The sequence below is a fragment of the Microcoleus sp. S13_B4 genome (genome assembly GCF_036700885.1).
GTDB lineage: Bacteria > Cyanobacteriota > Cyanobacteriia > Cyanobacteriales > Microcoleaceae > Microcoleus.
In genome coordinates this window covers 1-13,357 of sequence record NZ_JAUBPU010000054.1, presented here as the reverse complement: position 1 = coordinate 13,357, position 13,357 = coordinate 1, and the positions used below count along the sequence as shown (strand labels likewise).

Below are 13,357 nucleotides of genomic sequence, written 5' to 3'. Positions count from 1 at the left end.
CTCTACTAAAATTGAAGTTTTCAATCCTAAACAGGCTAACCAGGCGATCCTACATTATTGATATTTCGAGAATTAAGGTGAAGAAACATCACGCTCCTGCTTTAATCGCAATTGTCCTTTACAAAACATTTGTGGCTTCCCTCTTGACAGTAACTTCGATTGCTTTGATTTTTGCATTGAAAAATCATCAAATTTTAGAAGATTTTTCGCAATCTTATTTGTTAGAAAGAAAACTAAACATCATTGAATTTATCTTAGAAAAGCTTCTAATTCTCAACCCTAAAAACTTACTGTTTAGCGGAATTGCAGCAGCAATTTATGCAATTCTAACGGCTGTTGAAGCCGTTGGTTTGTGGTACGAAAAAAACTGGGCGACAATCTTAGTTTTAGTGCTGGTAAGCATTAGTATACCCCCTGAAATATATGAATTAGTTCACGGGATCACGGTACTTAAGTTAGCGGTATTTATCACAAATGTAGCCATTTTATGGTATTTGCTCTACCATTGGCCGAAGCATGGTAAAGGAGCTTAAAGTTTTGATTATTCATAGGAAACTCACTTGATTTTATCAATGTCAGCATTTTCCATTTTCATTTCATAAAACGGCTGATCAGTCAAATAAAAACCTCAATCTTTACAAAAGTTTTCTGATTGTAAAGATTCGATAAAGCGGCGAGGGGTTATACCCCTTGTGAGTTATAGTGACATATATATAGATGCACCCTGATGGCTTTCCCGTTCCACAAGAGCGGGATTTTTATTGGAAAAATATTGTATTAAGTTTTAAGACACCTGGTAGAGATAGAATTGGTGGAAAATTTCAATAAAACGATCGCCCGATGCAAAAATAGCACAGCTAAAGCAAAAACAAGGGTTTGGAGTGATCGAACATCCGCCCTAACTCTGCGAAATAACCCAAAGGCGTTAGCATAGTTTGGGAAACGGCATCAACTGAAGATGAACTTAGCATCAGCAACAGCCCTGCAACAGGGCGAAGACACCATTGCGACTTTAGGCAGATAAGGGTTCGGCATCACTGACCGAGCTATCCACATTCATTTAAACAGAGATGTTGCACCATTTTCAATGCCAAAGATAAGCTGTTGTGCATTTAAATTGTGTGTTGAAGGCGGGCTTTCCTACCAACAGCACAATAGCGAAAGTTTATTTGACCATGCAATTTAAAGACGGATTAGCTTAATATCTAAAATTAATAGTTGATTTTGCTCTAATTTGTGAAGTCTTAGGGAGCAATAATATTTCACTCATAATATTAGGTCAATTTTCTGGAATCCCAACTGATGATGCTTAGTTACACAAACTTTTAAGTTTTTTTTACAAAGTCTTGTCTCCGACAATCAACCCTCTTTGTCACTTAAGGAGTGTATTTGCTAGTTGGGGCTAACGAATGTGAGTTATAAAACACTTAAAAACCCGGTTTCTTCAAGAAGAAATCGGGTTTTTGAAATCGATAGTGAAGCGCGATTTTCTGTCTAAACTATTCGGAAAATAAAAGGGTAGCGGTAAGGTTGGTTAGGATTTTGCAAAATGTGGAGGATAGCCATTATTGTCAGTCCCCAGTGCAGCAGATAACCGAGGGGCACTAGGATAAACCCAGCAAGACCGAAAGTGACGACAGTTAACGCCACAATTACGGCGCTGTACACCCATACATTAAGGTGAAAATTGATCGCTTCTGTGGCATTTTCTTTGACAACGGGGTCATCTGATACTAACAATACAGCGATCGGCGCTCCGATCGAGAACAGTAACGTGCTGAAAAAAATCGCCCCGTGGCACACCAGTGATAGCAGCTTTCGCTTGTCCGAGTCGTACATATTACTTTTCTTCCTTGACTTTATTGATAATTTTACCTTTAATAGCAACTGTAGCACAGGCTATAATGGCGATCGGGTGATGATTCCCCTACCTAATTTGTGATGACAACTGAACTCGAAACTGAACTGCTAACTGCTGTTGAGCGCCGGCGCAACTTTGCTATTATCTCGCACCCTGACGCGGGAAAAACTACTTTGACAGAAAAGCTGCTGCTGTACGGAGGTGCAATTCACGAAGCAGGTTCTGTGAAAGCGCGGCGGGCTCAGCGACACGCTACCTCTGACTGGATGGCGATGGAACAGCAGCGGGGAATTTCTATTACTTCTACTGTTTTGCAGTTTGAGTATAAAAAATATCACATTAATCTGCTCGATACTCCGGGACACCAAGATTTTAGCGAAGATACTTATCGAACTCTGGCGGCGGCTGACAATGCGGTGATGCTTGAGGATGCTGCTAAGGGTTTGGAACCGCAAACTCGGAAGTTATTTGAAGTTTGTAAGCTGCGAAGTTTGCCTATTTTTACTTTCTTTAATAAGCTCGATCGCCCTAGCAGAGAACCTTTGGATTTGTTGGACGAAATTGAGAAGGAATTGGGGTTGCAGACTTATCCGGTAAATTGGCCGATCGGTACGGGCGATCGCTTTAAAGGTGTTTTCGATCGCAGGGCGCGCAAAATTCACTTATTCGAGCGGGCTAAACACGGTTCTCGCGCTGCTGTTGATACCGTCATTGAATTGGGCGATCCGCGCATTGAAGATTTGTTGGAACAAGACCTTTACTATCAGCTCAAAGAAGAGTTAGAACTGCTTGATGAGTTGGGAACTGAACTCGATTTAGACTTGGTTCGGGCTGGCAAAATGACTCCTGTTTTCTTTGGCAGCGCGATGAGCAATTTTGGGGTCGAACTGTTTTTAGATGCGTTTTTAGATTACGCGATGAAGCCGATCGCCCGCAAGAGCAGCGCCGGAGATTTGCCGCCAACTTATGAAGATTTTACCGGGTTTGTGTTTAAATTGCAAGCGAATATGGACCCGAGACACCGCGATCGGGTGGCGTTTATTCGGGTTTGTACGGGCAAGTTTGAAAAGGACATGAACGTGACTCACGCTCGCAGCGGTAAAACGGTGCGTTTGTCAAGGCCTCAAAAGTTATTTGCTCAGGATCGGGAGTCGATCGAGGTTGCTTATCCGGGCGATGTGATCGGTTTGAACAATCCGGGGGTATTTGCGATCGGCGATACTATTTACACCGGCCAAAAACTGGAATATGAAGGCATACCCTGTTTTTCACCCGAACTTTTTGCTTTTTTGAGAAATCCCAATCCTTCTAAGTTTAAGCAGTTCCGCAAAGGCGTTTCGGAGTTGCAGGAAGAAGGCGCAGTGCAAATTATGTACTCGGTTGATGAGTCGAAACGCGAGCCAATTTTGGCGGCTGTGGGACAGTTGCAATTTGAAGTTGTGCAGTTCAGAATGCAGTCAGAATATAATGTGGAAACGACGATCGATATGTTGCCTTATAGTGTAGCTCGTTGGGTTGACGGCGGTTGGGATGCGCTGGAAAAAGTTGGGCGGCTGTTTAATACCGTGACGGTGAAAGATACTTGGGGAAGGCCGGTTTTGCTGTTTAGAAATGAGTGGAATTGCCGACAGGTGGAAGGGGAGCATCCTGTGTTGAAGTTAAATGCGATCGCCCCTGTGGTTTCGGGTTTGGCTGTTAGCGAGGAGTGAGATTACCGCAGGCAAAGGACACAACACTGTTGTGTCCATACAAATGATATTTATTCGGCTTAAATACGCCGGATATAAGAAGTTACAATCACGGCTCTAACAGTTTTTCTAAGATGGTGTAAATGTCTTTTTTGTCACCATCTTTACGTCTCCCTAGTCCCACGACAACAACTAGAACTCGATCTTGTTCGACTTGATAAACTATACGATAGCGCTGTCCAACAGCTCGGATGCTGCGAAATCCTGATAGGTTATCTACAAGGGCTTTGCCTTGCTTTTGTGGTTCAAATTTTAGTTGATCAATGCGATCGCGCAATTTTTCCTGTTCTCGTCGCTCTTTGACTGCCTCCAACATTTCCAGTGCCAGTGGCGTAAGCTGGATCTCATATTCGATCGCATTTTCTTCGTGATTCATAGTCCCAATTTTGCTTTGGCATTTTCCCAGGAAATTGTTTCTCCTTGGCGTGCTTGGCTGATGCTTGAACGCAATTTGGCAACGTATTCTGTATCGTTGAGAATATCTAAGGTTTCTAACAGTTCAGTCAAATGCGTGTAGCTCATTGCAGCCATAACGGGAACGCCATCTTGAGTGATGATGATAGGCTCATTGATAAGTTCTTGGGGTAGGTTTGGAAGCTGCTGCTGTGCTTGGGCAATGGTGAGTCGTTTGGACATGGTTGTACTAAAGCAACATTACTTTTAATTTAGCATTTCGGCCCAACTAACTGGTTTGCAGCCGCTGACGCTGGTAACGAGTAAATCCAAAATCTAAGATCCAAAATCTAAAATCTAAAATCGGTTGACGGCTGGCCCCCTATGCGGCTACGCTTTGAAGTGAGAGGTTGCTTGCTTGTAGAGGAGGCAGCCCGCGTCGCCCAAAAATCTAGTTGCACTGCCCAAAGCTGCTACCAACAGCAATGGACAGCTAACCGCCAAACTGGGTATAGCAGTCTGGAGGCTAACGGAGTATCTTAACATCCTCTGTAGCCGCCCTGCTATGTGTTGAAATGCGGGGCGGCTGGGTTTTTGGGTTTTTCTAGAAAACCCAAAACCAGGAGAACATATTATGTCACAGGAATTCGTGCCTGACGACAACAGATCCGATCGCCCAAATGACGACTCAGCAGCAGTATGCGAACAGGAAGTGGTGCTGTTAACGGTTGTCGGTTCGCCCAAAGGTGTCCGGGAAACCATACTCACTTTGTACCGGCTGAGATTTGCAGAAGTGGGCGATTGGAGTCCCGTACAGCGTGCAGCCAATCCGAAGCAGGTGATGAGCGTGCTAATCCGTCGGAAGCGATCGGCTGACGGTACATCCCCAAGACAATCTGGGCGGTAAGCTGCAAGGTTAAGTTTTTTTAGGGCTTACGCATGGGGTATATAATTTACGATGCGCCATGCTAGCCCTGTCAAGGGGGTGAAGAAGGCTTTCAAATGCCTGGAATTTCGTAGCAGGCGATCGTTCGATCTGATTCTTTTGACGCCTCGATCGACAATCAATCTTGTTTATTGCTGATCGCCAAGAGCTAGGATGAGGTAAATACCTCTATCGCATCAAGAAACGGGCTGGGTGCTGACGGAGCGCCCAGCCCTCAACTAAAAACCTTTATAAATCAACAAGTTAACAGTTTTGATATGTTTATTATTGTTCCAGTTCTTTGCGGGCTTTTGATATTTATAATTTTTTATAACTGCCATAGGTGCTGGCGGGTTGCCATCTTGGAATCGGCAATAGTATGGGGGGTTTTAGTCGCTGGAATTACGGAATTTTTGAGTTCAATAAGGTTCCTTAACTTTAGTGGAATATTTGCTTTTTGGTTGTGGCTGGATTTGATATTAGGATTTATTGTAGTTAGAAAAGTAAGACTAAAAAAAGAATATGTCAATTTTCAGAATATAAAAATACATCCTTTCTTGACTCTGCTTTTAACTGGTGTAGCTTTCATAACTTTGACAGTAGGTTTAATTGCTGTAGTAGCACCGTCAAACAACTGGGACTCTTTGGATTATCATCTGCCGCGCGTAGTTCACTGGATACAAAACCGCAGTGTTGAACACTATCCGACAAGCTACACGCCACAGTTATACAGTGCTCCTTGGTCGGGATTTGCTGTGATGCACTTGCACATTTTAAGCGGAGGCGATCGCTTCGCAAATCTTGTGCAATGGTTCAGTATGGTTGGTAGTCTAATTGGAGTATCGCTGATTGCTAAACAACTGGGAGGTGACTTACGGAGCCAAGTTTTTTCTGTGGTCTTGTGTGCAACTATTCCTGTGGGAATTCTCCACGCATCTAATGCTAAAGATACTTATGTAGTTGCTTTCTGGTTAGTTTGTTTTGTTTACTACGTTGTATCGACAATAAACGAAAAAATAACTTGGAATCATATATTGAAAATGAGTGCCAGTTTGGGACTTGCTATTTTTAGTAAAGGCACAGGATATATATATGGACTGCCATTTTTTCTCTGGTTTGTATTGATGGATTTTCAGCGCGATCGCAGACAAGTCTTTAAGCATATTTTTGCGATCGCTGCGGTCATTGCGCTGATTAACTCCGGTCATTATCTCCGGAATATAGAATTATTTGGCGCGCCGACTTCTACAGATCAAGAGAAATTGAGTTCTGAGGCCTATGGAATTCCTATTTTCATTTCAAATATTCTGAAAAATGCCAGCTTGCACATGGTTATACCATTGGATTTTATTAGTACCGATGGGCTGGAAAAAGCACTACATAAACTCCACGAAATACTCGGCGTGGACATTAACGATCCGCGCAATACATTTGGTCCAAATTTTAATTTGCAAGCCCTCGTTCCAACTTTTGAAGACACAGCGGGCAACCAAATTCACTTCGGGCTATTATTGCTTGCTGCGGTGGTGTGTCTAAGCAGTCGCAATTTGAGAAACAATAAATATCTGGTCAGCTATTTAACAACTATATTGTGCTCGTTTTTGTTATTTTGCTTGCTGATAAAATGGCAAATGTGGCACAGTCGTCTGCACTTACCTATTTTTGTGCTGAGTTCCCCATTTATTGGTATAATTTTATCAAAAAATTATCATAAAAACCTAGGAAATGTTATTATGATAATTCTTATACAGACATCATTAGTATATGTTTTATTAAACGAGTTTAGACCGATATTAGGAGAGCAAAATATATTCAACACTAACAGAATAGATCTATACTTGAGAACTGTTAGGAATGATAAAAATAATTATATAAATGCCGCTAAATTTGTGAGCCAAACGGAATGTAAAAATATTGGACTCTCTTTATCAAGTATGGAGTATCCTTGGTGGATTATTTTGAATGAATCTCACCAAGTGAGCCGCATTGAACACATTAATGTAAAGAATATATCAAGCGTCAAAGACAGATATTATCCTTACAATAATTTTATTCCTTGTGCTATTATTTCTGTGGGTTCTGCTCAAAGCGAGGAGATTTCTACCGCAGGGAATATCTATATGAGAGGGTGGCAATCAGGGGCTTCAGGGCAGAAAATTCAGGTATTTGTTAGGCGATAATAAGCTAATATCATTGCGGCTGTCTTAAGTGTTATGGAAAAACTTTATTTCTCCGTTAATCGTCTGAGAACAGGAACGCGCAAGAGATGAACAAGCTCAATTAAGAGCCGAAAGGTTGGTTGAGCAACAATTGCGATAGGCAGGAATTGAACCCGGTATTTAAGTAGAATAACTTAAAAAAATAGAACGCCGAGAGCACCGACTTGTTAAAGCAGTTGGGACTCTAATATATATATGACTTACGCATAAATACCAAAGAAACCGGGTTTTTCACTTTAGTTAAAGCGTCAAATGCAGTATTTCCCTAAAAAACCCGGTTTCTGCATCTAGGACAGATATATTTTCAGGTCTAGGTTATCTTAGAAAGGACGCGATCGCCGGCACTGTCATGGTATCTCCACCTAATCCAAATCAATCGGGTTCATCTGCAAAACAGTCTCTAGAGGCTGGGCTAGCAGCTTTGAAACAGCAGGATTACCCCACCGCGATCGCCCTTTTAGAATCCGTTACCCAAACCGCAGCTAATCAGCCGTCGGGAATCCGCGCGCAGATGGGGTTGGTGGCTGCGTACAAAGCAACCGGTAATGTGAAAAAGGCGATCGCCCTGTGCTCTTCCCTCGCCAAAAGTCCCAACTCTCAAGTCAAAACTTGGGCCGATCGCGCTTTAACAGAATTAACCCCCCCTCGCCCCCCAAAACCACCGGAAAATAAACCAAAATCCGCAGAAACTCCCCCCGAAACAGGCTTTGTCGCCTTTGATGCCGGAACCAAACCGCCGAAAAAATCGATTGGGAGCGATCGACCGACCGCAGATAAAAAAACAGGATTTTTACCTTTAGAGCCTGCTGTAGAGCCTGGAAACGCCAAATCGCAACCGATTTCCCCGCCACCTCCACCCCCCACAGGTCAGACTTCCGAACCGGAAAACTCGACAGAAACCGCACCCGATACAGAAATTAGCGGCGAAAATAGTTCCGGTTCCCCAACAGATATTCCCGGAGTCGCCAGCCCAGATACTTACCAACTCACTTGGCGCGAAGCAGGGCGCGCGAAAAGCCCGCGCCCGCTCAAACCTCTGAAGTTGCTGGAGTTTCGGCTGCAAGCCGTTGCAAGTGCGATCGCCCTATTTTTCCTAGCCCGGTTTATCCTGCAATTCTTGCTGACAAACACTAATTCTCTGTTGGTTCAGCTTTACATATTCACTAGACTGCCTATTTTCGCGCCGATTCAGCTTTTTTACCGCGATCCAACTCCGTTTATTCAGATGGTTTTTGGATTGCTTTTGGCCTCGTCTCCCTGGCTGATAGACGCGCTGCTGAAACTGTTTTGCGGCATCGAAACCCTGCGCGGGTCGGTTTTATCGAAGCACAGCAAAGAAGCTAGTCGGGTAATGCGAAGTTATTGTACCAAGCAAAATATGCCGGTGCCAGTGCTGAAACTCTTGCCGCTGAATGTTCCTGTAGCTTTCAGTTACGGCTGTTTGCCCCGTTTTGCTCGGATTGCTGTGAGTCGCGGGCTGTTGGAACAATTGACGGATGATGAAATTGCCACTATTTTCGCGCGGGAGTTGGGCCATATCTCTCACTGGGATTTTGCGCCGATGTCGCTGGCGCTGCTGGTGATTCAGATTCCTTACTTGATTTATTGGCAGGTGGCGCACTGGCAAGAGCGGTTGTGTGATTTAATGACGATCGAGTTTTTTCGATCGGCTGTCAAATTTGTGGCCGCTGCAATTTCTGCTACGAGTTACGGGATTTATAAGTTGTTGCGCTGGCCGATGTTGTGGCTGTCGCGCCGCAGAGTGTATTTTAGCGATCGCACTGCTGCAGAAATTACAGGTAATCCTAACGGTTTGACACGGGCCTTGTCTAAAATTGCGATCGGCATTGCTGATAATATCGAACAGCAAAAACAAACTAGCTTTTTCCTAGAAAGTTTCGATCTATTGTTACCCGTAGGTGTTGGACAGGCTGTAAGCCTTGGTTCTGCTGCATTACACGCGCCGCTGGAACAGATTTTGCTGTGGGATGTTAGCAATCGGGAGCGCAACTGGTTGACGGTTAACCGCGCGCATCCTTTGCTGGGAGAGCGTTTGAAGTTGTTGGCTCTTTATGCTCAATTCTGGCAACTGGAGACAGAGTTAGATTTGGCAAACGCGGGAGTGCCAGAACAACCCAGGAAAGGAAAATTGTCTCTGTTTAAGTCAATACTCGAATTTAAAGACTCAAAACTATTTTTACAGGGTGCGCCGTTTTTTGGTATTCCGATGAGTTTGGCGATAGTCGGGGTGCTTTGGCTGATTGGGGGGATTTTTTCGAGGACGAGTATTTGGCAGTTGGATTGGCTTTGGGGCGATCGATCTATTCTTTGGGGCTGTTTGCCGATCGGGTTTTCTATCGGTACTTTGATGCGGATCAATTATTTCTTCCCGGATATTATACCGCGAGAAACCACTTCGCCGAGTTTGCCGGAAATTTTGTCAAATCCCGAGAGTTTGCCGCTGGATGCTGAACCCGTGCGGCTGGAAGGGCAACTTTTGGGTCGATCGGGTATGAGTAATTGGCTGGGACAAGATTTGATTTTGCAAACGGCGACGGGTTTGGTGAGGTTGCACTATGTTTCGAGGTTTGGCTACATTGGCTCTTTGTGGCCATTTTTGTTCAAAGAGACTACTCGCCCTAGCGATTTGATCGGAACATCTGTTGTGGCGACTGGTTGGCTGCGCCGGGGTGCTACTGTGGCGATCGACCTTGAAAGTCTCCGCAGTCAAGGAGGGAGGGTGAGTGATAGCGGACATCCGATTTGGTCTGCGGTTTTGGCCTTTGCTGCTGCTTTTTGGGGCGCATACATCATTATCCAGGGCCCAAGGTGAGGAATAGTTGTCCGATTGTGGCGTGAATCGCCAACAACGCGCATCCTCGATCGGTTTTGAGTTAAACAGCGGATTGGCGATGTTCTCGGTGCTGGTGGCGCAGCCTACTATTCATTGGTGTCAACGTAACGTCAAACCTACTACCTGTCTGCTGTTTGACGATTATGGTGCGATCCCCCCTAGCCCCCTTAATAAGGGGGTGACAAGAAATATCCTCAAAGTCCCCCTTGTTAAGGGGGATTTAGGGGGATCTAGACTCAGGTAAAAACGAGATTTATCAAGGGTTTTAGCCTTAAGTTGACACTAATGCCTGCACTCTTCTTCCTTCTTGCCTCTTTTTTCGTAAAGAAAAGTTGCTTTTTTGCCAGCATTCTGTTACATTAGTTTACATAAATTGGATTGAACCAAACAGCGCGATAACTTCAGTTGGCTAAAATCCCTTAAGGCATTGCGTAAAAATTGTCAACATCCCAACACAGCAAGTACAGCCAGCCGCTTGTCGGCTGTTTTTTTTCGATCGCTATTTTTGCTGTGCGCGATGAATTCTCAAAAGTGATTCAGATGTAGTTTCCGTTAAATTCAGACTGAAATCTTCCTAAATAACTAGCTCTGTTACCCAGGCTGTGATACCTTTAAAGAATGCTCGGACTCTGCCGGGCCCGATTTAAGGGATAGCGGGTAAGTGAGTAGTTCTCAGCATTAGGAGCGAGGTAAGATTACTGGCTGAAAAAATGTTAGCCATTTTATCCATCACTGTATTAAACTGAATACTGGCATTCCGATCGCTTGCAATTGACACATCCTTGGACATAAATTTCTACACGGCGCTGGCTATAAACATTCTGAATCAAAACCGGAAGCAAGTAATACAGAATAGCCAATAGCCTAAACATTTGAGTGATGACTAAAAGTTTACACAACAACCTGAGATTTAAAAGCTCTCTGCATAGGCGGTTAAGTTCCGGCCTTATCAGAGTCAATCATCTTTTTGTTCTAAAAGGTGGGGGGAGCTGTCAAGGTTGGTGGGAGGAATGCGCCAATTCTCGGGTTATGTGGTGTTTGTCTGAAGTCAATATTCAGTTGACTTCAGGTAATTCTGTTCGAGCAAATTAATTAAAATCCAAGTCTGGAGGAATTTTTCATGTCTATTCGTCTTTATGTTGGCAACCTACCCAAAGAACTCGATCGCCTAGAATTGCAAGAAGTTTTTGCACCGGAGGGCGAATCTGTTACCACAAAGGTAATTACCGATCGCAAAACTGGAAAATGCAGAGGATTCGGTTTTGTGACGGTGCTAACCGACGAACAAGCCGACCAAGTTATTGAGAAATACAACGGCTTGATGTTCAAAGAAAACCCGCTGAAAATAGAGAAGGCATTGCCCCGCTCTAAGGGTAAATCTGAAAAGGGCGAAGACGATCAACAGCAGTCGCCGCAGTCACCGCAGTTGGTGTCGGCGTCGGCGTCGGTGCCCATGCCTGTGCCGGCGCCGCAGCAACAGCAGCGCTCGTCGGCTCCTCCTACCCAAGGTGGAGGCGGTTCCAGCAAAAGCAATCGCCGTCGGGGTGACAACAACAAGTCTCGCCGCAATCAGTCAGCAACAACGGTGTCGAGCGCTGATTCCGGCTCGGTGCAGCCAGATCCGCGCTGGGCGAGTGCTCTGGAAGAACTCAAGCAAAGATTGGTGGAAGCTCAGACTACTAATTAGTCGAAAATGGCGGCTAATTGCTGCTGCCTCTCGACTGTGGTTGACTGAATGTATCTGGAAGTGCGATCGAGAATGGGTCAAAAAACCCTGTTCTCGATCGCACTCTTTTATGGTAAAAAACCTCTAATATCTAGCAGTGCGGTAAAATAACCGCGATCGGGCAAGAAATGAAAACTCAAGTCCTGACTACCAACAAGTTTGATTTTGGTCGATCGACCCCACATTCCGCACCCCGACTGTCACATGGGGTGCGGGTGGGCTGCGGTTCGCGAGTCGTGTTCAGGGCGACCAAAAAGCTTAAGTACAAATGCTTAAACAATGTCAGTCGAAATACCAGCCCCATCAAATACCAGTAGTAATTTGCTGACTGCCGACCGTTCTCTTTCCGGCGTGCGATCGAAAGTCCAACGCTCGGGGAAAAAGTAGAATATAACTGGCGCAGCACTCGCCAGTACAAAAGACATACTCTCCCCCCAATGGGCCGTCTCAATTCGATGAAAAAAAATCCTGAAATAACAGTCCAAAACCTAGACCACCTGGGTTTAGTTGCTGGGATAATAGATCGGATACAAATAGTAGAAAAAATCAATCAGCTAGTAGGTTGTCAACCAGGCGAAATAGTAAGTCCCGGTCACGCTGTCAAAGCCATGATTCTCAACGGATTAGGTTTAGTATCCGCACCGTTATATTTATTCTCAAAATTTTTTGAAGGCAAACCAACCGAACACTTAATCGGTAAAGGTATTCAACCAGAACACTTAAATGACGACCGTTTAGGTAGAGTATTAGACAAGCTGTATGTCACCGGATTGAGTCAAACTTTTACAGCAATTGCGCTCGAAGCAGCAATTAAATTTGATGTATGCTTAAATACAGTACATCTCGATTCAAGTTCATTCCACCTGCATGGAGAATACAAACATTATGCCGATCGCGACGCAGGCTCATTATTTGCTCTGCCAATAAATTCGAGCATTAACCAGGTTTCAAGCATGAATCATCAGGAAGCACCATTACCAATACATATTACTTACGGATACTCTCGCGACCACCGACCCGACTTAAAGCAATTCATTATAGATTTAATTTGTAGTGGAGATGGAGACGTACCATTATTTTTCAAAGCAGCCGATGGTAATCAAACAGATTCAGCAGTATTCGGACAAATTTTATCCTCATTCAAACAGCAACTGAACCTCGACTCACTATTTGTCGCAGATAGCGCTTTATATACAGCCAAAAACTTAGAAATTATCAAAAACTTAAAATGGTTGAGCCGAGTACCATTAGGAATAAAACAAGCCAAAAACCTGATAAGTCAGCTAACTGAAGCAGAATTTGTGGAGAGTAAAATACCAGGATATCGATGGTCGCAACAATACAGCGATTACGCGGGAATTCCACAAAGATGGTTAGTAGTAGAAAGCTCTGTGCGCCGTCAAGCGGATTTGCGTCGAATTGAGAAAGAAATACAAAAATTAGAGCAAGAAGCTCGACAAAAGCTCAGGCAATTATCATTGCAAAAATTTGCGTGTGAACCGGATGCGATCGAGGCAGCAATACAACTCTCTAGTAAATTTAAGTACCACAAACTAACTCACATTCATGCCACCAGCTTCACCAGTGTGAAAAAAACAGACAAGCCAGGGTATAAACTGCAAGCTAACATC

At 44.2% G+C, this 13,357-nt stretch carries 12 protein-coding genes; 7 read left to right on the top strand and 5 right to left on the bottom strand.

Features of this window, described 5'->3' with window-relative positions:
* Positions 1-77: 77 nt before the first annotated feature.
* Positions 78-533, top strand: a complete 456-nt coding sequence (locus tag QT994_RS21805) for a DUF2127 domain-containing protein (RefSeq protein WP_333178076.1) — start codon at positions 78-80, stop codon at positions 531-533.
* Between the two features lie 961 nt (positions 534-1,494).
* Here the strand turns inward: QT994_RS21805 and QT994_RS21800 are convergent.
* Positions 1,495-1,839: a DUF4870 domain-containing protein gene (locus tag QT994_RS21800; RefSeq protein ID WP_333050297.1), complete on the bottom strand. Its 345-nt coding sequence runs from the start codon at positions 1,837-1,839 to the stop codon at positions 1,495-1,497.
* A gap of 102 nt (positions 1,840-1,941) precedes the next feature.
* On the opposite strand from QT994_RS21800, the gene prfC reads away from it, so the two are divergent.
* Positions 1,942-3,570: a peptide chain release factor 3 gene (gene prfC, locus QT994_RS21795; protein ID WP_333050296.1), complete on the top strand. Its 1,629-nt coding sequence runs from the start codon at positions 1,942-1,944 to the stop codon at positions 3,568-3,570.
* Positions 3,571-3,658: 88 nt separating this feature from the next.
* On the opposite strand, the gene QT994_RS21790 is transcribed toward prfC, so the two are convergent.
* From QT994_RS21790 to QT994_RS21780, 3 genes are all read right to left on the bottom strand, one after another.
* On the bottom strand, positions 3,659-3,985 hold the full coding sequence (locus QT994_RS21790) for a type II toxin-antitoxin system RelE/ParE family toxin (RefSeq protein WP_333178073.1): 327 nt from the start codon (positions 3,983-3,985) through the stop codon (positions 3,659-3,661).
* Entirely contained in the window at positions 3,982-4,245 is a 264-nt protein-coding gene (locus QT994_RS21785; protein WP_333178070.1) for a prevent-host-death protein, read from the bottom strand. The genes QT994_RS21790 and QT994_RS21785 overlap by 4 nt, the downstream gene beginning before the upstream one ends.
* 147 nt (positions 4,246-4,392) lie before the next feature.
* Complete coding sequence (locus QT994_RS21780; protein WP_333073783.1) at positions 4,393-4,548, bottom strand: hypothetical protein; 156 nt, start codon at positions 4,546-4,548, stop codon at positions 4,393-4,395.
* 88 nt (positions 4,549-4,636) lie between these two features.
* Here QT994_RS21780 and QT994_RS21775 point away from each other — a divergent pair, with 88 nt between their 5' ends.
* The 4 genes from QT994_RS21775 (at position 4,637) to QT994_RS21760 (ending at position 11,687) form a co-directional block, all read left to right on the top strand.
* Positions 4,637-4,909 (top strand): hypothetical protein, encoded by a 273-nt coding sequence (locus tag QT994_RS21775; protein WP_333178067.1) that lies wholly within the window; start codon positions 4,637-4,639, stop codon positions 4,907-4,909.
* Positions 4,910-5,205: 296 nt separating this feature from the next.
* Positions 5,206-7,107 (top strand): glycosyltransferase family 39 protein, encoded by a 1,902-nt coding sequence (locus QT994_RS21770; protein ID WP_333178065.1) that lies wholly within the window; start codon positions 5,206-5,208, stop codon positions 7,105-7,107.
* A 388-nt stretch (positions 7,108-7,495) separates the two neighbouring features.
* A complete protein-coding gene (locus tag QT994_RS21765; protein WP_333178063.1) occupies positions 7,496-9,979 on the top strand; it encodes a zinc metalloprotease HtpX in 2,484 nt (827 codons plus the stop codon).
* A 1,141-nt stretch (positions 9,980-11,120) separates the two neighbouring features.
* Positions 11,121-11,687, top strand: a complete 567-nt coding sequence (locus QT994_RS21760) for an RNA-binding protein (RefSeq protein WP_333050530.1) — start codon at positions 11,121-11,123, stop codon at positions 11,685-11,687.
* Positions 11,688-11,998: 311 nt separating this feature from the next.
* On the opposite strand, the gene QT994_RS21755 is transcribed toward QT994_RS21760, so the two are convergent.
* On the bottom strand, positions 11,999-12,151 hold the full coding sequence (locus QT994_RS21755) for a hypothetical protein (protein WP_333178060.1): 153 nt from the start codon (positions 12,149-12,151) through the stop codon (positions 11,999-12,001).
* Between the two features lie 30 nt (positions 12,152-12,181).
* Between QT994_RS21755 and QT994_RS21750 the strand changes: the two genes are divergently transcribed.
* The coding region (locus QT994_RS21750) for an IS1634 family transposase (protein WP_333178058.1) at positions 12,182-13,357 on the top strand (1,176 nt) is incomplete at its 3' end.